We start from the raw sequence: 21,103 nt of genomic DNA, 5'->3' as shown, positions 1-21,103 counted from the left end.
GCTGGCACACCCATTGCAATTGGTCGTAAATCGACCACGCTGGTCGAAATGAAGCCAGTCCTGATCGCAACGGGCTGGTTCATCCGCCCGTCTTTTGCTCCAGGGAATGTGCATGCAGTTTCGACGCAAAGGTTTCACCTTGATCGAGTTATTGGTCGTAATCGCGATTATCGCCATTCTGATCGGCCTCCTCCTCCCGGCCGTCCAGAAGGTCCGGGAAGCGGCTTCGCGGATCAAGTGCACGAACAACATGAAACAGATCGGCCTGGCACTCCACAACTATGAGAGTACCCGCGGCGAGTTCCCGATGTCGAAGCGGACCTTCAAGGACACGACCATCAAGGAAGCCGCCCAACGAAGTTGGGTTCCCGATGCGATGCCTTTCATCGAACAGGGGGCGATCCTGGCCCAGTTCAACCTCAACGAGAACTGGTGGATCGACACCGCCGGGGCCAGCACGAACGGCACGTTGGCCCGGACGCAACTCCGCCTCCTCCAGTGCCCGTCCACGCCGGACCCCGACCGGCTTCAAGACAAGTTCGAGACCACCCCGCCGAACAAGGTGGGAGCGTGTACAGATTACTTCGCCGTCGAGGGAATTGCCGCGGCGTTTAACACCAACGCCGGGCTGACCGGCACCGACCAACTCACCGGCGACCGCACCGGCGTCATGGTCGGCTGGGCGGCTGCGACCAGCCTACGGCCGTCCAACCGCATCTTGTCGATTACCGACGGCACGTCAAACACGATCATCGTCGGGGAAGATTCGGGACGGGAGGACGTGTACCGTAACGGCAAACTCGCGGCAAAGGTCAGTACGAACCCGAGTTCGGCCGACTGTGCCCGCGCCCGCGGCGGCGCGTGGGCGACCAACGACAACCCCTACGAGATCGGCCAACTGATCCTGTGGAACCCCGGCGCACTGACGACCCCACCGCCCTCACCGATGAAGATCAACGGCTCGAACGAGTGGGGCTACCTCTTCTACTCGATGCACACCGGCGGGGCGAACGTGGTGATGGCCGACGGCTCGGTCCGCTTCCTGAGCGAAGGCACGTCGATCCGCACGCTCGGCGGCATGGCCACCCGCGCCGGCGGCGAGGTGACGCCGAATTGACCCCGTGACCGCAGAGCCGCGCCCGGGCACGGCTCTGCGACAGTCCACTCACGTCGCCAGGCTGGGGCTTCCGGCCGTTCCGTTGTTTCGCCGCCACAGTTGAACCCGCCGCCCGACCGCGAGAACGGCGAGGACACAACCCGTTGCCATCAGCCCAACGCCGAGCCGGTGGTAGAAGTTCCACGGCACGACTTTCTCGACCTTGGGTGATGGAATGGGTATCGGCACGGGCAGTTTTTGGCCCTCTGACCCGACGATGTAGTCCGGCGTCTGCGGTTTAAGGTCGCTCGAAACGCGGGCTCCTACGGGGAAAGTCAATTCGAACAACTCGTCCGGAAACTTCTCAGCGACGCGACCGATGGTTGCCGTGGCCGTCAGGGTGTAAGCGAGGCGGCCGGACTTGTGTCGGTTGGTCAGGGTCCAGGCGGCCGGCCACCAGCCGACGACGGGATGACGCTCGTAGTGAATGTCCTCCCGGACGTCGTGCGGGGGGGCGAATTCGGTACTCGGAGCGCCCAAGCTCTCGACGCGGCGGATCACGTACTCTTGTTTCGGGTCGGCCCAGACGACGACTTTCCCGGGTAGGCGATAGCCCTCACATTCTGCCCCGTCGATGGAGAGTTTCGTGCCCGTCGGCTCGACGGTGGCCTGCCCGGAGAGAACGTGTGACAGGCGGCACGAGAAGAGGATGGGACTGGGCGCGGGCAGTTGAGCCGTACCGCTGACCATCACGTTCGGCCGGGTGATCTGACCGCGGAGATGATCGGACCCGCCCGGTCGCTGGTCCATTACCAGCCTCTGCTCTTGGTCGTTTTCGGTCACGAGAATGTTTTGGGCGGAATACGACGCTTCGACCAACGGGCCGTTGGATTCGAACCGGCCGCGGCGGCCGTCGTAAATGACGCGAGTTGTGAATTCGATGGCCTTGTCTTCATCGGGGCGGACCGGTGGGGGCTGGAACCCCGCCCGCGGTTCACGACTCATGCCGCCGCGGGGAAACGTCTTCTTGATCTTAACGACGAACTCGACCGCTCGCGTCGCCTCCTCCCGCTTTCGGGCGGCGGCGAGGAACGGCAGTTCCGGGTCCGCGGAAAACGCGGCGGTTGTCATCGCGAGAAATGGCAGGGCCAACAGCAATCGCGTTCGCATGGCGGCTCCTCGGGGGGTTGTGACGCTTTGAGTAAAGCACGGCCGCCGAGCGGCTGCCACCGAGAATTCGATGAGAGGTTGTCCCGGGCCGCGGCTTGCACGCGGGGTGGGAATTTGGTACAGTGCCCTTCCTGCCGGTTCCCACTTTCCGGACGAACTTATGCCTCGACCCTGCCGTGGGCCAAGCCGCCGTGACGTTCTGCGAGCCGGAACCCTCGCCCCGCTCGGGCTGGGGTTGAACTCGCTGTTCGCGGCAACGCCGTCACCCGTGGCGAAGGCCAAGTCGGTCATCCTGCTGTATATGTGGGGCGGGCCGAGTCAGCTCGACACCTGGGACCCGAAGCCCGACGCGCCGGCGGAAGTTCGAGGGCTGTTCCGGCCCATCGCGACGACGGTCCCCGGCTTGCAGATTAGCGAACACTTCCCCGAACTGGCGAAGCGGGCCAAGCGGTACACGGTCATTCACTCGATGGCCCACACCGACCCGGCCCACCTCTCGCCGACGCACCACCTGTTGACCGGCCGCCTCGCGGGTAAGGTGAACTCGGACGCCGACGGACCAAAGCGGTCCGACGCGCCGTGCATCGGGGCCGTCGTCCAGAAGCGGTTCCCGACCGGGGCGGTGCCGAACGCCGTCACCCTGCCGTGGGCCGTGTCGCACCCGTCGGCCCCGGGCGGGCAAGCTCCCGGTCAGAACGCCGGGTGGTTGGGGTCGGGATACGATCCGTTCCTGGTGACGGGCAACCCGAACTCGCCGACGTTCGCCGTCGGCGGACTGACGGCCGCGCCGGACGTTCCGCCCGCGCGGTTGCAATCGCGGGCCGACCTCTGCCGGCAACTCGACCGCGGCGGCCCGACGGAAGCCAACGCGGACCTGCGCCAGAAGGCCATCGACCTGTTGCTCGCGCCGGGGGTGTCGCGGGCGTTCGACCTGACCGCGGAGTCGCCCAAGACTCGCGACGCCTACGGCCGGCACACGCACGGCCAGAGTTGCCTGTTAGCCCGGCGGTTGGTCGAAGCGGGGACGAAATTCGTCACGGTGAACTGGCCGGACGACGGGCAGAACTTCTGGGACACGCACGGGAACAACTTCCCGTCCCTCAAGAATCGCCTCATGCCGCCGGCCGACCGGGCGTTCGCGGCATTGCTCGACGACCTGACGGACCGCGGCTTGCTGGACGAGACGCTGGTGGTGTGGGTGGGCGAGTTCGGCCGCACGCCGCGGGTCGTTAACGCGGGCCGGGAACACTGGCCGCGGTGTTATTCGGCCGTCGTTGCCGGTGGTGGGGTTCGCGGAGGAACGATCTACGGCGCGAGCGACAAGATCGCGGCCGCCCCGGCCGAGAACCCCGTCTCTCCGGCCGATCTGACGGCGACGATGTATCACGCCCTCGGGATCGACCCGCAGTCCGTGGTGGCCGACCGCCTCGGGCGGGAGATCACGCTGACCGAGGGCCAACCCCTGCGGGCGATCTTCGGTTGAACCCGTTCACTGCTGAATCCACGTCAGGCCGGGGTCCAGATCGCGGTGAACTTCGGCCGCGCCGGGCTGGGTCGAGCAGATCGCCGTCAAGTGGCCGTCCTGCGAGATCACGAACGCGAGGGCCGGGTTCTCGCAACAGAAGTGGTACGTCGAGGAGTGCCGCGTTCCCGTCCCCTTCAGTTCGTCCGGCAATTCCCGCTTCCCCTCGAAGTACAGCTTCGCCCCGAACCGCGAGAGCGAGAAGTTACGGTCGAACACCACGCACCCGTCGACCGACGACAGGCCGGCGACCTGCTCGACGACCTTGAACAGCGTCGTCCGCCACATCGCCCACGCGCGGGCGAAGCTGCCCAGGTCTTCGTGGTTCGAGTCGTTCAACGCCCCGATGATGGCGTCCCGGTAAACCTTCCGCATGTCCACGACCGACGGGTACCCGCTGCGGACGTCGGCCCCTTGGTCGCCGAGCAGGACGACGAACGTGCCCCCACGCCCGGCTTCCGCCGTTGAACTGAGCAGGTGGCCGAGCATTCGCCCCAAGAGTGTTAGGGTTTGGCCGGGGGTGCTGACAACCCACTTCTGGAGCACTTCAACGTCATCGGGCAGGCTCCCGAGGAGGTTTTCCGCCGCGGTGGCGATCACGGCCTCGACCGGGCCAACGTCGGTCCAGTACCGTCGTCGGCGAACTTCGCCGCCGCGGAGCAGGAAGGCGTCGGCCGGGAGGAACCCCGCCCGGATGCGGCCCGGCCCCTCGATGCGGGCGGAGAAGAGCGTGCCGGAGAGGATTTCCGCGGTCGTCTCCCACGACCCGGCCCGCCCGCGGAGGCTGACCGGGTCGATCACATCGGCGAACTCGTACACGCCACGGCAGCGGATGTCGGCCGGGTCGTCCGCCCGAAGGGCGAGGGCCGACCCACGGCGGCGGGCCGTCGGGGCGATCCGCCGCAGGGCGTCGGCGTGACTGAGCGGAACCTCGTCGGTGAACCGCACGGTCGGCTCCGCGTGGTGGCACACAATGCGGACGGACGGGAACCGGCCCTCCTCTTCCAGCAAGCTCGCGTCGTAGGCCAGGCGGAGAATCCGGTGGGTTGCGGCCGCCCCGGGGAGGAACCCGCCGGCGTGGCCGGCGGTCAGATGGCGCGTCGTGGAGGTCGCCCGCAGAACGTGGGCGGCGAGCAGCGCCGCCGGGTGGAGGTCTTCGTCAGCCATGCGTGCCCCGAGGGTGGCGGTCGTAATCCGTCAATCTCGATAATACGCCTTTCCCCCGGCGTCGAGACGGCTGGCCTGTCCACGACCGCATCTGGACCTTCGGACGATGTTAGAATTGACTGGGATCGTGTTAGTGGGGCAGGAAGTCGGGAATTTTGCCTCGGTACGACAATTTCTTGCCCGGTTAACCTATCTTCTGACGCTTTCCGAGATGGCAGCCAAAGATTCATAGGCTAGGCAGGGTGGCTAAGGACGGCAAACTGCCCGCCGGGTCAGAGTCGGTACGGAGCACCGCGAACAACCCCTACAACCAGACGCACCCCCTCTGAGAACCACAATGTCGCACCGTTCCCGCTCCACGAACCGTAAGACCCCCGCCCTCCCGGCTACCCGCCCGCAGTTGCAACTGCTCGAAGGCCGCGACGTGCCGGCGACGTTCACAGTAACGAACAACTTGGATGCGTTGCCCAGTCCGAACGCCCCGGCCGGGAGTCTGCGGCAAGCCATCATTGACGCGGAAAACAGCCCCGGTCTCGACACCATTCAGTTCGCCACCGGGGTGACTAGCCCGGTCGTTTTGGCCGGAACGCTCCCGACGATCACCCAAGACCTCGTCATCAACGGGTTGGGCTCAAGCCTTACTACCATCGACGGGGGCAACCAGTTCCGCATCTTTAACATCGCGGGACCCGCGAACGGGGTAAACCTCGTCGGCATCCGATTCTTCCAGGGCAAGGCGACGGGGGGGAACGGTGGGGCCATCCAGACGACTGCCCCGTTAAACCTTTTCGACACGGTGTTCGACAGCAACCAGGCGACCCAGGTGACGCTTCCCCCGATCCCGCCGAGTCCGCCGGCGACGACGGGCGGGTTCGGCGGGGCCATTTCGGCGACCGCTCAAGTTAACCTGACCGACACGACGTTCATCAACAACCAGGCCACCGTGCAGGGTGGGGCGATCAGCGGAACGCGGGTGTTGTCGGCGACGAACGTGAACGCACCGTTCGGGGCTGTGTTCACGACCAATAAAGCGGCGACCGGCGGTGCCGTGTTCATCACGGACTTTCTGTCGCCGTTAGACGCAGGGTTTTCGTTTACCGGCAACAAGGCCCTGGCCGGCGACGGTGGCGCAGTCGCGACGACCAACACGGCCGTCCTCCAGATCGACGTAGGATCAATTTTCCAGAACAACACGGCCACCGGGAACGGTGGGGCCATCGCCCACAAGGGGGTCGATTTCGCGCGGTCTCAGTTCATCCGGCACTCTCTCTTCACCGGCAACCAAGCGGGCGGTACGGGCGGGGCGATCTACTACAGCCAAGACCTAACCGTCATCCCCGCGAACGGTCTGAATGTAGCGTTGAACATCGTCAACGACACCTTCACCGGGAACCAGGCTGGGACATCCGGCGGTGCCATCTCCGTTCAGCAAAACGAGAACATCGGCCAGAATAATCGCACGGGTGCCGCCATTGATTTCGTCACCATTACGGGCAACTCGGCTGCCTTCGGTGGCGGTGTGGCCGGGGCGTCATCGGGGACCAGTATCCCCGTTTCGCTGACGAATTCGATTGTGGTGAATAATACCGCGCCGACTTCACCGAACCTCAACGCCACACTCCGTCAGAGCGGCGGCAATTTGATCGGGACGTCCACGGGCGGCTCCGGATACGTTGCGTCCGACCGGATCGACGAAACGGCCCCAGGTCTGGGTACGCTTTCGAATAACGGCGGGGCGACGCAGACGATCCCCTTGCTCGCCGGCAGTCCCGCCTTGGGCTTGGCCGGCACGCCCGGGCCGTTCGCCTTCTCTCGCGACCAACGGGACATTGGTCTCATCCGCCCGACCGGTGGCCCCCTCGACGCCGGGGCGTTTCAAGCCCGCCCGCCGGCCGGCGTTGCCGATAGCTTCACCACCCCGTTCAACACCACGCTGACGAGATCGGCTGCGACCGGGTTAATTGTCCCCAACGACACCGCCGGCGAACCGACCGTTGCCGCGTTGACCGCCACGAACGTCTCGGCCCTCTCGAACCCGGCGGCCGGGGCGCTGACCGTCAACCCCGACGGCTCGTTCTCGTTCGTCCCGACCAGCGGATTCAGCGGGAGTGTCACCTTCACTTACACCGCGACCGACGTTCGCAGCACCGCTCCCATCACCGCCACGATCACGGTTGCCGCGCCGAACGCAGTCGTTGCGGCCAACGACGCCTACTCCACCCCGTTCAACACCGCGTTGGTCGTGCCCATCCGGGGGACGCCGCCGAACGTCCTTGCCAACGACTCGGGCGGCAACGCGCAGCTCACGGCCACGCTCGTCACCCCGCCGACGGCCGCCCAGGGGACGCTCACCTTCAACACGAACGGCTCGTTTACGTTCACGCCGACCAACGGATTTACCGGCAACGCTTCCTTCACGTACACGGCCACGGATGGTTTCACGACCTCGAACCCCGCGATTGTGACGATCGCCGTCGGGGCGTCCACCACCATCACGACCGCGGCGGATAACTTCACCACCCCCTTTGAGACGGTCTTCACGCAAGCCGCTCCGGGCGTGCTGGCGAACGACTCCGGCGGTAGTGGGGCGCTCACGGCGGCGCTCGTGACGCCGCCGGCCGCGGCTCAGGGCACTGTGACCGTGAGCCCGAACGGGTCGTTCACGTTCAAGCCGGCCCTCGGCTTTAGCGGAACCGCGTCGTTCGCGTACGCCGCCACCGACGGGTTCACGACGAGCTCGCCGACGACCGTGACCATCACCGTCGGGGTGACGCCGACGACCGTCACGTTTGCTGTCTCGGAAGGGGCCGGCGGGCAACCTATCGTGAAGACGTACCGGCCGGACGGGACGTTCATCCGCGAGTTCGTCACGATGGACCCGGGCTTCGACGGCGGCGTCCGCGCGGCGACCGGCGACGTGAACGGCGACGGGTTTGCCGACCTCGTCGTCGGGGCCGGCCCCGGTGGCGCGCCGCGGGTGCAAGTCTTCGACGGCAAGACCGGGAGCATCCTGTTCGACTTCTTCGCGTACGAAACGTCGTTCACCAACGGCGTGTTCGTGGCCCTCGGCGACGTGACCGGCGACGGGCGGGCCGACGTGGTCGTCGGGGCCGGGTCGCTCGGCGGGCCGCGGGTTCGCGTGCTGGACGGGAACGGGTTCGGCCTTGTCCAAGACTTCTTCGCCTACGATCCGAGCTTCCGCGGCGGCGTGCGGGTGGCCGTCGGCGATGTGACCGGCGACGGTAAGGCGGAGATCGTCACCGGGGCCGGCGTGTCGGGTGCGCCCCACATCCGCGTCCTGGACGGTACGACGTTGGGCGAACAAGCCGGATTCTTCGCCGACGATTCGAACTACCGCGGCGGCGTGTTCGTGTCGGTCGTCGATGGCATCGTTGTCACGTCGCTGGACAGCGTGCCGGACTTCACGGGGACCGTTCTGGAGACGATCTACCCAACGCTGCCGAACATCAACGGCCAGTCGTCGGGTCGAAGCCCACTCGCCGGGGAACTGGCACTGCCGGCCGTCGTGCGGACCTTCTCGATTTCTGGCGGGCGGGCCGTGGCCGGGCCGTCGGTGACACCGTTCGGCACGGACTTCCTTGGCGGCGTGCGGGTCGGCAGCGGCGGCCTCGTGAACGGTTCGCCGACGATCGTCGTCGCCCCCGGCATCGGCGGCCCCGGCGTCGTGAAGCGGTACGCGATCGGCGGGACGACCGTTGCCGCGGTCCCGTCCGGCAGCGGGTCCGGCCTCGTGCGGCGGTTCGCGGTGTCTTCGGCGAGTACGCTCGCGCCGATCGGCACGGACTTCGACCCGTTCATCGACTTCAACGGCAGTATCTACGTCGGCTCGGCGGGCGAATCGCTGGCCGTTCCGGGCGGGTACTCGGCGGTCGAAGTGTCGACGCCGATCGGGCCGTAACAACTCGGTTGACCCACTTTGGCCACGACCGGCTCGGAGGAACCTCCGGGCCGGACTTTTCACGGGGTGCATGATGCGAGTTCCTCTCCCGCGGTGGGTTTTGGTGGTGTCGGTGGCGGCTGTGATCAGCCCCCCGGCGTGGGCGTGGGGGTGGAAGCCGCCGAAGTGGAACCCGCCCAAGATTGACATTCCGAGCATCGACGACGCCAAGAAAAAGCTCCGGGATGCCGAGGAAGCGGTGCGCAAGAAGGCCGAGCAAGCGAAGAAGGCGGCGGAAGAGGCCGCCGGGGCGGCCAAACAGAAGGCGCGAGAGTTGGAGGAGGCGGCGCGCAAGAAGGCCGAACAGGCGAAGAAGGCCGCCTTGGAGGCGAGGGACAAGGCCGCACGCGAGGCCAAGCAAGCGGCCGAGAACGCGAAGAAGGCCGCTCAGAACCTCGGGGGGAAGGTCGCCGAGGCCACGAAGGAGAACATCGGCAAGGGCGTCGCGTGGCTCAAAACGACCCCCCTTTGGAAGTACGTCACCGACCGGTCGCTCGCCCTGTTCATGGAATCGCCGCGGATCATCCGCGTCACGACCGACCCGGCCGGGACCGTGTATTCCGGCGACCCGGTTTACTACACGAACGGCATGCTCACGCCGCGGGTGATCGCGGAGGCCGAAGCCCGGGTCATTGTCGGCCGGACGCGGCGACCGGTGAACTTGATCTTGAACCCGACGTTCCTGGACGGTGCCACCGGCACGCCGACGGTGAAGGATGACATTTCTGAGGCTGTTTACGACCGCTCTTGGCCGGTCAACTTCGCGACCATGAACCCGGGCGGGTTCCTGCCCATGTTGAGCGCACCGAACCCGCCGTTCGCGCAGTTAAACCCCAGTACCCGACAACTCACCCACCTGATCTACCACGCCAACGGCCCGATCACCGTCGTGACGCACTCCCAAGGCTGCATCCAGATGCGAAACGCCTTGTTGGCGGCCGGCTCACTGGGCAAGGAGAGCAAGATCCGCAGTTCGGTGGCATGGGTCGCGACCGGAACGCCGGTGAACGACAACGAAGTTTGGCCGCGACCGAGCAAGTACCGCTATCTGATTAACGCGAACGACCCCGTCGCGTCCGTGATCGGGATTCGCGGCGGGTCGGGGACGACCGACCCGAAGACGTACACCGGGGCGAGTTCGTTCCACGAACCCACGACCAACTACTTCCCGCGAATTACGGCCGAGATGTTGTTCGGCGGGTTTGGCCCGCCCCCGGCCGGCGGCGCGGGGCTGAATGGGAGCAGGCCGAATAATTCCGTGATCGACCCGCTCAACTCCCGGCCCAAGCCGTCGGGCACTGGCCCCCAGACGAAACCGCCGCTCCCGGTGCCGAACACCTTCGCGTCGGCCACGCTGGTCAACGGTAGTGCTGCCACGATCCGCCTTCAGGTGAAGTCCGCGGGCGGGCCGTACCAGACACTCACGCTCGCCCCGAAGGCGAAACAGTCGATTCCCTTGCCCGGTGGTGGAGAACTCACCGTCCGGTACGGTCCCGCCGGGTTCCCCGCCCGCGAGACCAAGTTCGGTCCCGGTGTCCACGAATTCCAGACGGTCACGCTGACGACCGTCATGCCCGTCGTGCGGAAATAAGTCCCGTCCCGTTCTCTCAAGGAGGTCGCCCATGCGGTTCGGAATCGGTTTGCTCGTGGTGTTCGCGTCGTGTGCCGTTCCCGCGGGGGCGGCCGACCCGAACGAGGCCGACGACGCGGACGCCGCGTACCTCGGCAAGTCGGCCGACTACTGGCGGGACGCGGTCAAGAGCGACATCACGTGGCTGCGGTGGCGGTCGATCCGCGGCCTGTCGGCGTTGCAGGCGTTCGACGCCGACAGCGTCCAGTCCGTTGCCACCACGCTGACGACCGACAAGCGGGTGCGGGTCCGCATCGCCGCCGGCGAGTACCTCGTGGCCGCCGGCCCCAAGGCGGCGACCGCGATGAAGGAACTGTTGGCCGCCCTGAGCGACGGCGAGCCGACCGTCCGCCAGTTGGCCGTCGAGGCGATCGAGCGGTCGGGGCCGGCCGTCAAGGACGTGGCAGAACCGCTCACGAAACTGCTCGGCGACAAGGACGAGGGCGTTCGCGTCGCGGCCGTCGAGGCGCTCACGGCCTTGAACGTCCCCGACCTGTCGGCGAAACTGACGGGGGCACTCGCCGACACGGACGTGGGCGTCAAACTGAAAGCCCTCCGCGGGCTGATCGCGACCGACGGTCCGCCCGCCGGGGCGGGCAAGGTTCTCGAAGAAGCCCTCGCCGACCCGCGGGTCCACATCCGGCGGGTCGCGATCGAACTGCTCGGGCTGGCCCAGGACGATTCGGACGCGGCAATTTCCCTGCTCGTGACCGCCCTGAAGGACGCCGACGTTGCCGTCCAGACCGAGGCGGTTCAACTACTCGCCCGACTTGGTGGCGGGTCGGCGAAGGCCATCGCGGCCCTCGCGACCGCGACCAAGTCGCCGACCCGGAGCCTCCGCTTCGGCGCGCTGGGGGCTTTAGCCGCTCTCGACGCGGCGGCGCAACCGGCCGCCCCGACGCTGGTCGAACACCTGAAAGACCCCGACGCGGCCGTCCGCCTCGCGGCCATCGCCGCCCTCCGGCCGCTCGTCCTCGACGCGAGCCAAATCGACGCGGCCCTGGCCCTGTTGGCCGACAAGGACGCGGAGGTGAAGGCCGACGCCGTGCTGCTGTTGCACGACTTGGGCGGGTCCGGAGCCGAGGCCAAGGCGGCGACGGCGTTGGCGAACCTGCTCGGCGACCCGTCGGCGATCGTCCGCGCCCGGGCGGCGGTCGGGTTGGGCCAACTCGGCACGGCGGCGAGCGATCAACTCGGGAGCCTGACGAAAGCCCTGAAGGCCGAGCCGAACGCCGACGTACGCCAGGCGATGGTCGCCGCCGTGGGTGAAACCGCTCCGACCGCCGCGGCGGTGACGGCCCTGGTGGGGGCCTTGCGAGACCGGGACGCCACGGTGCGGCTGATCGCGGCCGGCGGATTGGGCGGGTTCGGCGCGGACGCGAAGGACGCCGTGCCGGCCCTGGTCGCGGAACTGCCCCGGTCCGGCGGCGAATTTCGGGCTGGACTCGTCGCCGCCCTCGGGGGCATCGGGCCGGACGCGAAGGACGCCGTCGGACCGCTGGCGACGCAACTCCGTGGCAGCAAGGACGCCGAGTACCGGCAACTCGTCGCCGCCGCCCTCGGGAGCATCGGGCCGGCCGCGAAGGCCGCGACGCCCGCGGTCGTGGTTATGCTCAAGGACAAGGAACCGACCGTGCGGCGGGCCGGGGCTTACGTCTTGGCCCAGATCGGCAGCGGGGCGACCGAAGCGATCCCCGCCCTGGCGAACCTCAGCCGGGATAAGGACTCGGACGTTCGCGAGGCGGCCATCTTCGCCCTCGGCGAGATCGGCGGCGATTCCCCGGCGGCCGTCAAGGCGCTCGCCGCGGCGCTGAAGGATTCCGAGGCCGACAACCGCCGCCGGGCCGCGAAGGTTCTCGGCCAACTCGGCGACAAGGCGAAGGCCGCCCTGCCCGAGTTGAAGGCGGCCGTGAAGGACAGTTCCGGCGTCGTCCGCGAGGCCGTGAAGGAAGCCGTTGAGAAGCTCGAAAAGTGAACGACGCCGCCCGGCGGGTGTCCGCCGGGCGGCAAGTCGGCCGTTAGAAACGGTAGTTGACTTGGAGCGTCGCTTGCAGTGAGAAGGGCCGTGGGCCAGTGATCGGCGTGCCGCACGCCGCCCCCACGCTCAGGCCGTTGCGGAACAGGATGTGGTTACCCGCGAGGACCGTGAACGTGTCCACGAACCCCACCGGATCGCTCCGCGTGCCGCGGTGGTTGAGCGGCGTGTTCAAGTGCATTTCGAAGATCGGCACGACCGACGAGATCCGCCCCTGCGCGTTGTCGATCACCTTGTACCCGATGTTCACGCTGTTCGACAGGAACGTGGTGTCGTCGCTGTCGGACGGGATGATGATCGAGCTGAACCCTTGCACGAAGGCCCGGCCGTCTTCCCCGAGGAGGATGCCGCCGAGGTACGGTTGGAACAGCACACCGCGGACGTTGGTGCCGGTGAGCGAACTCGGGAACGGATTCGAGCCGGTCGGCACGGTCAACAGCATACCGCCCGAGAGCAGGTCGCCGTGCTCGTTCTCGCGGAGGATGAACTTCGACGTGAGGGTGATGTCGCCGAGCATGCTGGAGTTCAAGAACCCAGTGCTGACGATCTGGTTGTACGGCAACCGGAGGCCGAGCGAGTACTGGCCGCCGCCGAGGGCTTGTTCGTACCCGAACGTCTCTTGGTGCAGCATGATCCGCGGCACGTCCGGCCCACCGATCCCCTTACCGATGTAGTCGTAGAAGTTGTACGTGAAGTACGCCCGCGTGGTCGGCCGGGGGGTGTCGTTCTCGGTGATCTTGAACGCCCCGCGGGAAACTTGCGGCACCCGCGACACGAAGGCCGCCAATGACTGGTCGAAGACTTGGCCCGGGCCGGGGGAAACGGCAATCGTCGTAGCGTTCGAACCCCGCGCGCCCGTCGCCGGCCGGCCGAGGAGCAATTCATCCGTCGGTGCCGGGCGGGCACCGGGGACGCTGAGGACGCTCTTCTGGCCGGTTGCAGTATTGACGACGATCGGCAGAGGGCTGACGATTTGGCCGGCCGAGTTGACGACCACCGGCAACGGTCCCGCGACGAAGCCGCCGCCGAACAGGTCGCCGAACACCTGGGGCAGGGCACTCCGTTGGGCTTCCCCGCCTCTCGGGGCTGCGGTCGCGAGAGTGCCGTCGTTGTTATTGTTGTTGAGATTCAGGTTTGGGGCCGGCGTAACCGGGGTCTCCGGTTCCGGCGGCCGGGCCGGGGCGGCTGGGGAGCCGGGCGGCGTGGCGGGGGTCGGTGCCCCCGGAATCGTCGGCACGATAGGCCCGGGGGCGACGGGTGCCCCGGGCATACCCGGGGTCAGGGGAATGGTCGAACCCGGGGGGCACGGCAGTAAAGGCGTAACGGGGAGCGGCGGGCAGTTCGGGGCTGCCGGCACAACCCGCGGGGCGGCCCGGGGCGGCCACGTCACCGGCTGAATATCGACTTGAGCCTTCAGAGAGGCCGACCCGGCGCCCAGGACGATTGCGGACAGCAATAGGCGACGACCGTAATGCATGAGTTCCTCCTTGCTATACTCCAAACATCGCTTCCTTGCGACGCACCGTTATCAGCGACAAAATGGCCCCAGGCCGGCCAAGCAAACTCGCCCGACTCGTGGAGTTCAACCGATGGCGGCGCAACATCCGATAAATGTTCTCCATCTTGCCCAAATTTGGGTGCTCGAATCCCGATTTTGGGGTCGTTCGACACGATTTTGGGCGTTCCTTTTGGTGCTCGCGTGCGGGGCACTGACGCCCGCTCCGCTGTTGGCCCAGGCCGCCCGGCTGCGGGAACTGGACCCGGTTATGGGGGTGAACCCAAGCGGCCGAATCGGCGCGTGTGACGTGGTTACCTTCTCGGGCGACGGCCGACAACTGTACGCCGTCGGCGACGACAAGCGGTTGCACACCTGGGCGGTTCAGGACGGTAGACTGCGGTACGATGCGCCGTTGTTCTGGAACACCTTCCGCGAAATGAGGGGGTCGATTTACGCCCTGGCGGTTTCCCCGAACGGCGACCGGGCGGCCGTCGCCGGCTACGGGCGGTTGACGTCCGACGTGTCCGTCATCGCCCTGACCGGACCGGACCGCGGGCAAATCGTCGCAGGGCTCTCGGCGGCAACGCACGCACAATACTGCCACTCCGAAACGCAGTTCGTTGACCAGGCGGTCTGGTCGCTGGCGTGGGACCGCACGGGAAAGACCCTCGCGATCGGCCACGGCGACGGCTCGGTCTGGAAGTGGGACGTGGGACCGACCGTTATGCGGGTGGCCGGACGGGTCTCCGAGGGGGCGACGCCCACGAGCCGCGTGGTTTGGACGGGGTTCACGGCCGACGGACAGGTCCGCTTCATTCGGGCGGACGGCGGGATGCGCCAGGGGGCGGGCGCGAAGGCCCTCTGGGAATTCCCTAACGCCCCGGTCAACGGGGTCGCTCAAAGTTCGGACGGTCAGTGGCTTGTCGCCCGGCCGGCCACTCAGACGCGGGAAGCCGGGTCGAGCGTCTACGTCAGTCGGCTGGATGGAAGTCAACAACGGTCGATCTCGTACCCGACGACCCAGTTCCCGGACGCCGTTGCGATCGACCCCAGCGGAACCCGCCTCGCCGTGGGTCTCCGGGCCACAAACCAGGCGGGTCGGAAATTCTACCAGTGGACTTCCGGCACGGTGGTTCTCTACGACCTGACCGCCCGACTGCCCCGGGCGCTCGGGGAAGTGAAGTTCGATCTCGCGGTCGACGCCCTCGCTTTCTCGCCGGACGGTCGGCACCTCGCCGTCGCCGGCGGGGCGGACCACGAAACCCAACTGCTCGCGATCAACGGGAACCAACTCCGCCGCCTCGGGCCGGCGCAAACGGGCGTCGGTCGGGGCATTTGGCAACTCCAAGTCGCGGCCGACGGGACAAGGTTTGCCTACCGGACCGCCCCGTCCATCCTTCCGGGATCCCCGAACGCACGCGGCGACGGGCCGTGGCAAGGCTTCGACCTGTCCACCCGCCAACCGTTGCGGTCTGTTCCCGAAATGGGAAAGCCGATCGAGGAGTGGAAGGGGTGGGCCGTCCGGTTCGACAAAGATTCCGAGTACGTCTGGTCAATCGTGTCGCCCGACAAGGAGTTCGTGTACCCGATCGAACTTGACCCACTGCAAGACCGCGAACCGACGTGTTTCACGTTTCTCCCAATGCCGGCACCCTCGAACAAGGTGCGCATCGCAGTGGGCCACCTTTGGGGATTCAGCGTCTTCGAAGCCGGCCCCGGCGAGCGGCCGCGGCGGATCCACCGGTGTTCGGGCCACCAGGGGCAAGTCACGTCCATTGTCCCGGCCGCGAACGGCAAACTCATCTTCACCGCGTCGCGGGACGAGACCGTCGCCATCTGGAACCTCGAACCGTGGAAGTACCAGGCCGAACTCGGGGCCGACTTCACCGTTCAGGCGGGCGACCTTGTCGTCGGCCAGGTGGACCCCGGCAGCCCGGCGTGGGAAGCCGGCCTCGTGCCCGGCGACCGCGTCCGCGACCTGGCCGTCGACGGCCGCTCGGCCAAGCGGGACGACTGGCTCGACGAACTCGCGGCCCCGGTCCCGGGCAAGGAACTCGCCTTCAAGAACATCCGCCGGGGCATGAACACGAGCCCCGGTGTCCGCACCAACTTGTACCAGCGGCCGCAGTGGAAGTTCTTCCCCACAGCCGACGGCGAGTGGGTGCTGTATCGCTACCAGGATTACGTTTACGACTGCAGCGCGAACGGCGACGCCTACATCGGCTGGCTGGAGGGGGGCAAGACGGCGGGCAACTCGCCGCGGTTCCACCCGGCCGACGCCTTTCGGAAGCATTTTCACAAACCGGCGGAAGTCTCGGCCCTGCTTCGGAATAACGCGAAAAATCCGACCGTGCGGTTCACACCCGACGTCGTCCCACCGCGGATTCTCGCCGCGGCGAAAAAGACCGCCGCCGAGGTCGCGTTGACCTTTTCCGCCGAGCCGCGCGAAAAAAGTGTCCTGCCCGGGCGGTTCGTTCCGCTTGAAAAGGTAGAGGTGTGGTTGGGCGACGGGGAAAACCTCGACCAACTCTTGAAGGAGTACACGCCGGCGGCTGGGAGCGAAGAGAAAGTGTTCTCGCCCGATCCCCTGCTGATTCCGACCGAAATCCTCCGTGCCGGGCGGAATCGGATCGTGGTCGTCGCCTACGCCGACGGCATTCGCTCCGAGCGGGCGGTCGAGATTGTTCACACGCTCGACGTACCGCGGCCTCGGACGCTCCGCGGGCTGACGGTCGGGATCAACGACTACCCGCTTGGCGGGAAGTGGAAGCGGCTGACGGCGTGCGTGCCCGATGCCCTCGCAATGGAGAAGTCGCTGGTCGCACTGAACGACGGGAAGTTCTTCAACGAAGTGAAGATGGCCGAGCCGCTGCTGAACGAGAAGGCCACGCCGGACGCGATTCTCAAGGCGATCGACAAAATGGCGGCCGAGGCTCAGCCCGACGACTGGCTCGTGGTCTTCCTCTCCGGCCACGGGCACGGCGAGATCAAGGATAAGGCGGTGGTCCCCGGGACCTGGTACTACGTCGGGTTCAACGAGGACACCGACGGCCCGAACGCGGTCCCCGCGACGGCGATCTTCGACCGGCTCAAGCAGGCCAAGGGCCGCAAGATGGTTTTCATCGACGCCTGCCACTCCGGGGCCGCCGATCGAGAAGCCAACGTCGATGGGCCGCGTGACCTGCGGCGCGACGGCAAGGGGCCGATCGTGCTGACCGCCGCCATGCCGGACCAGTTCGCCTGGGAAGACGTGGTCGAGGTGGCCGGCCAGAAGACTCAACGCGGCCTGTTCAGCGTCGGCCTCGGCGAAGGCTTGACGACGCACAAACAGGATGCCGACCGGGACGGCGACGGCGTGCTGACCATCGGCGAACTGTACGTGTACACCCGCGACCGGGTGAACGTGCTGAACCGCAACGCCCCGCAAACGGTGCAGATGGCCCCCAACCCCGTGTGGGGGGTGCCGGTGCAAAGTGTACGAACCCTGAAGACAACGGGGCCAACAACCCCGAAGTGATGACTGTTCCCCACGAAAGGTGCCCAATGCGAAAGTGTTTGTTCGGGTTGATGGCCGTTTTGGCCGTCGCGTCCGCCACGCGGGCGGACCATGTCGATAAGCTCATGGTCGAGCAGGCGGACAAAATCTTCGCGGCCGTCAAAGGCCTCGGTGCGAAAAACGTCGCCGTCCTGAAGTTCGACTACCGGCACGGCGCGACGGGCAAGCCGTCGTTCACGGCCGGCAGCATCAACGGCTTGATGGCCAACCGCCTGGAGCATTTGCTCGTCCTGAAAAACGACGACCAAGACCCCGTCCGCATCCTGGCCGACGCCGGCCCGGCCATCGCGAACATCAGCAAGAAGACGAAGTCGACGTTGAGCTGGCGGACGGAGGCCGGCCGCAAGGAGATCTCGACGATCACCGGCCTGCCCCTCGCCTGGGACGCGAAGACGAAGCTCAACCCGGACGGGTTCGTGACCGGCGAGGTGACACTGTCGGAAGACTACGCCACCACGACGGTGAAGTTCTTCGGGTTCACGAAGGCCAACCCGACGAAACTCGTTTCCCTGTACACCCTCGACTCGAAGTCGCCCGGTTCGACGGTTGCCAGCGCCCGCGGCGTTCAAGCCAACAGCGGCAAGATCAAGACCGACCGGGCCACCCTGACGCACGCCGGCGTGTCGTTCGGCCTGAACATGAAGGCCCGGTCGAAGGGGATGGACGCGGACGATACCGAAGCCGCCGCCAACGCCGCCGCGAAGGATAACGCCGCCCCGACGGCGCCCGCACCGGGCGGTCCTCCGATCATCGGCCCGGCCGCCACCCCGCCCAAGTCCGGCCCGGTCCAACTGCAAGTGTTCTTCGACGACGCCGAACAACCGTACGAGGCGAACGGCGGCGAGCCTCGCATCCAGGTCAGCCCGAAGCAAGGCCAGAAGGTCAAGTTCAAGCTCACCAACACCAGCGCGACCGACACGTACCCGGTCATCCTCGCGATCAACGGCATCAACACGAACGCCATCGACAACGACTCGCTGATGGACAAGGCCCCCGTCGACCAGCGCAAGTGGGTCCTCGGGCCGAACGAGTCCACGATGATCGAAGGGTTCTACACGACCAAGGACGGGGCGTACAAGCCGTTCGAAGTTCTGCCCGAAGACGAATCGGCCCGCCGGTACGACCAGATGAACGCGACCTACCGGGGTAAGATTTCGCTCCTCGTGTTCGGCAAGCGATTGGACGCCGCGCCGCCGGTTTCGACCGACAAGCCGGGCAGCGCAGACGCCGCCTTCGAGACGATCGACGACAACGCGACGGCCAACGCCACCGACCTGGGCGCCGCCCCGAAGGGGTATCACAACGCCGGCAGCCCCGCCAAGGCCCGCGGGATGTTGGAAAAGACGACGCACGTTGACGCCTCGAAGCCGAAGCTGGCCGTCAGCAAGGGCGTGAAGGCGAAGTTCGCCGCGAACAAGAAGGGGCTGATCGACAGCTCCGGCGAAACCCGGCAGGGCGGCGAGATCCAACAGGTGAAGGTCGAGTACGACCCGCAACCGGTCGCGAATCTGGACATCACGTACTACACCCTCACCGGCAGCGGGAACTAACCGCGACCGACGAAACCCGCGGCCCTCGTCTTCCGGCGGGGGCTGCGGTCGTTTACCCTTTGAGAGACGGTCCCCACCCTCTTGCCTACGAGGTGTCTCCATGTTCCGCGGTTTCCTGCTCGCCGGCGTGTGCCTCGCCCTCGCCCCGTTCGCGGCCGCCGACGATCTCAAAAAACTCCACGTCCTCATGGTGGTCGACAACACCGACCCGACCCTCTCCCCGAGCGTCGAGGTCGACGCCGGCCGACTGAACGCACTGTTCCGCGAAACCATCCCCGAAGGCCGGTTCGACCTGAAACTGCTTGGCAAGGCGAAGGCCACCAGCAAGGACATCAAGGCGTACTACCAGGGCCTCAATGTGGGCGCGGACGACGCGCTCCTCTTCTACTACAGCGGCCACGGCGGGCAGGACGAGAAAGGGCTATTCTTCGCCCTGCAATATGGTGGGTCCGGCTCGGCCAAAGACCCGCTGTACCGCAAGGAATTGGCCGACGTCATGAAGGCGAAGAAGGCCGCCCTGACCGTTCTGCTGACCGACTGTTGCAGTAACCGTGTGGCGACGGCCAAGGGCCGCGGGATGGACGACGAGGCCGACACCGCCGCCAGCCGTGCGAAGCTCGACTCGCCCAAGGAGATCGACCCGCGGGTGCGCAAGTTGTTCTTCCAGAGCCGTGGCGTCGTGGACATCACGGCCGCGACGGACGAATGTTCCTACGGCATGCCCATCGTCGGCGGGTTCTTCACGGCGTCGCTCGAAGCCGCCCTGCGGGGGCGGGGGAAGGCCCCCGTTTCCGACTGGAAGCAGTGCTTCGCGGCCGTCCGCGGGGAGACCAGTCGCATCTACCAGAAGGCCGACGCCCGGGGCTTGATCGACGACGGCGGCGCAAGCAAGGGGCCGCAGGTACCGAAGGCGTTCGCCCTCGGCGCGGCGGGGGACGCCGACCCGAAGGTCGACGCGAAGGGGAAGCGGTACGCCGCGATCTTGTTCGTGAACCCGAGCCCGCAGGTGCTTTCCTTCTCGTACCGGTGGACGACCGGCCCGGAAAAGATGACCGACGTGTCGTTGAAGTCGAAGGAAGAGAAGTTGGTCTTCGTGGAAGTGAAGGGCAACGATCTGCCGAAGTGCGAGTGGAAGATGCCGGGCGAGAGCGGCACCCTCTCGCCGAAGGAGTGGACCGGGGTCGGCACGCCGGCCGCCGAGGACGCGAAGCGGATCACCGTGACGCCCTCTAAGAAGAAGTGAGTCACGCCGGCATTTCGCCGTCGAGTCGTTCGCAGAGCCGCACGCACGCCGCCCGCCAGTAGCGGCGGATCGTGCGCTCGTTCATGTCGAGTAGTCCCGCGATCTGCGGTTGCGTCCACCCGTGGTAGAACACGAGGGAAAAGACCTCGCGCTCGTCGTCCGGGAGGGCGTCGACCGCTTCGTGGAAGGCCGCCCAGCGGTCGAGGTACCCGTCCGCCGGGGCGACCGCCCGGGCGACGACGCCCGACCCGCTGTCGGTGGACGGCATCGGGGCTTGCTCGAACCCGGCCCCCCGCTGGCTCCGGTACCGCCGGGCCATGTCCAGGAGTTCCCGGCGAATCTGCTCCGCCGCCAACCCGTAGAACGCCCGCGTGTCTTGCGGGGTCGTTTGCTGCAGTGCCCGCGTCAACCGCAGGACGGCGTTCTGGAGGATGTCGTCGCTCTCCTCCCACCGCCGAACGATGGGGTAGCTCCTCATCATCTTGCGGGCCAGTCGGAAAAGGCGGTCCATGACGGCCGAGAGGAGTTCGTTGATCGCCCTCTCGTCGCCTTGGCGGTACTCCTCCAACAAGCGATTCATGCGTCCCGTACTGAGGTCGGACGGTGTCATCGGGCCGGTCCAAGTATCCAAAGTGTGCAATATTCAACAGCCTACTCCAGAACCTTTCAGAAGGTAAC

12 protein-coding genes are annotated in these 21,103 nt (G+C 66.8%); 8 read left to right on the top strand and 4 right to left on the bottom strand.

Going from position 1 to position 21,103, the window contains the following annotated elements:
* Positions 1 to 112: 112 nt before the first annotated feature.
* A complete protein-coding gene (locus tag PX52LOC_RS01475) occupies positions 113 to 1,117 on the top strand; it encodes a DUF1559 domain-containing protein (protein ID WP_168218749.1) in 1,005 nt (334 codons plus the stop codon).
* Positions 1,118 to 1,165: 48 nt separating this feature from the next.
* On the opposite strand, the gene PX52LOC_RS01470 is transcribed toward PX52LOC_RS01475, so the two are convergent.
* Positions 1,166 to 2,266 (bottom strand): hypothetical protein, encoded by a 1,101-nt coding sequence (locus PX52LOC_RS01470; protein WP_149108414.1) that lies wholly within the window; start codon positions 2,264 to 2,266, stop codon positions 1,166 to 1,168.
* Positions 2,267 to 2,426: 160 nt separating this feature from the next.
* Here PX52LOC_RS01470 and PX52LOC_RS01465 point away from each other — a divergent pair, with 160 nt between their 5' ends.
* The gene (locus PX52LOC_RS01465) at positions 2,427 to 3,749 is read left to right on the top strand and encodes a DUF1501 domain-containing protein (RefSeq protein ID WP_149108413.1); all 1,323 of its coding nucleotides are present in this window, start codon (positions 2,427 to 2,429) and stop codon (positions 3,747 to 3,749) included.
* 6 nt (positions 3,750 to 3,755) lie between these two features.
* Here the strand turns inward: PX52LOC_RS01465 and PX52LOC_RS01460 are convergent, their stop codons facing one another.
* Positions 3,756 to 4,955, bottom strand: coding sequence for a putative sensor domain DACNV-containing protein (locus tag PX52LOC_RS01460; RefSeq protein ID WP_149108412.1), 1,200 nt, complete (start codon positions 4,953 to 4,955; stop codon positions 3,756 to 3,758).
* 337 nt (positions 4,956 to 5,292) lie between these two features.
* Between PX52LOC_RS01460 and PX52LOC_RS01455 the strand changes: the two genes are divergently transcribed.
* The 3 genes from PX52LOC_RS01455 (at position 5,293) to PX52LOC_RS01445 (ending at position 12,518) form a co-directional block, all read left to right on the top strand.
* Positions 5,293 to 8,874, top strand: a complete 3,582-nt coding sequence (locus tag PX52LOC_RS01455; protein ID WP_149108411.1) for a beta strand repeat-containing protein — start codon at positions 5,293 to 5,295, stop codon at positions 8,872 to 8,874.
* 112 nt (positions 8,875 to 8,986) lie between these two features.
* Positions 8,987 to 10,504 (top strand): hypothetical protein, encoded by a 1,518-nt coding sequence (locus PX52LOC_RS01450; protein ID WP_168218748.1) that lies wholly within the window; start codon positions 8,987 to 8,989, stop codon positions 10,502 to 10,504.
* 31 nt (positions 10,505 to 10,535) lie between these two features.
* A complete protein-coding gene (locus PX52LOC_RS01445; RefSeq protein WP_149108409.1) occupies positions 10,536 to 12,518 on the top strand; it encodes a HEAT repeat domain-containing protein in 1,983 nt (660 codons plus the stop codon).
* A gap of 43 nt (positions 12,519 to 12,561) precedes the next feature.
* On the opposite strand, the gene PX52LOC_RS01440 is transcribed toward PX52LOC_RS01445, so the two are convergent.
* Complete coding sequence (locus PX52LOC_RS01440; RefSeq protein ID WP_149108408.1) at positions 12,562 to 13,815, bottom strand: hypothetical protein; 1,254 nt, start codon at positions 13,813 to 13,815, stop codon at positions 12,562 to 12,564.
* A 454-nt stretch (positions 13,816 to 14,269) separates the two neighbouring features.
* Here PX52LOC_RS01440 and PX52LOC_RS01435 point away from each other — a divergent pair, with 454 nt between their 5' ends.
* The 3 genes from PX52LOC_RS01435 to PX52LOC_RS01425 all read left to right on the top strand — a co-directional run bounded on the left by PX52LOC_RS01435 (position 14,270) and on the right by PX52LOC_RS01425 (position 20,425).
* Positions 14,270 to 17,593 carry a caspase family protein gene (locus PX52LOC_RS01435; protein ID WP_168218747.1) on the top strand — a complete coding sequence of 1,108 codons (3,324 nt, stop codon included), beginning with the start codon at positions 14,270 to 14,272 and terminating at the stop codon, positions 17,591 to 17,593.
* A 26-nt stretch (positions 17,594 to 17,619) separates the two neighbouring features.
* Complete coding sequence (locus PX52LOC_RS01430) at positions 17,620 to 19,182, top strand: hypothetical protein (protein WP_149108406.1); 1,563 nt, start codon at positions 17,620 to 17,622, stop codon at positions 19,180 to 19,182.
* Positions 19,183 to 19,282: 100 nt separating this feature from the next.
* The gene (locus tag PX52LOC_RS01425; RefSeq protein ID WP_149108405.1) at positions 19,283 to 20,425 is read left to right on the top strand and encodes a caspase family protein; all 1,143 of its coding nucleotides are present in this window, start codon (positions 19,283 to 19,285) and stop codon (positions 20,423 to 20,425) included.
* Position 20,426: 1 nt separating this feature from the next.
* On the opposite strand, the gene PX52LOC_RS01420 is transcribed toward PX52LOC_RS01425, so the two are convergent.
* The gene (locus PX52LOC_RS01420) at positions 20,427 to 21,005 is read right to left on the bottom strand and encodes an RNA polymerase sigma factor (protein WP_168218746.1); all 579 of its coding nucleotides are present in this window, start codon (positions 21,003 to 21,005) and stop codon (positions 20,427 to 20,429) included.
* Positions 21,006 to 21,103: the final 98 nt, after the last annotated feature.

This window comes from Limnoglobus roseus, assembly GCF_008254045.1.
In the GTDB taxonomy this organism is placed as follows: domain Bacteria; phylum Planctomycetota; class Planctomycetia; order Gemmatales; family Gemmataceae; genus Limnoglobus; species Limnoglobus roseus.
The sequence above is the reverse complement of the archived record's forward strand: the minus strand, read 5'-3'. Positions and strand labels throughout refer to the sequence as shown.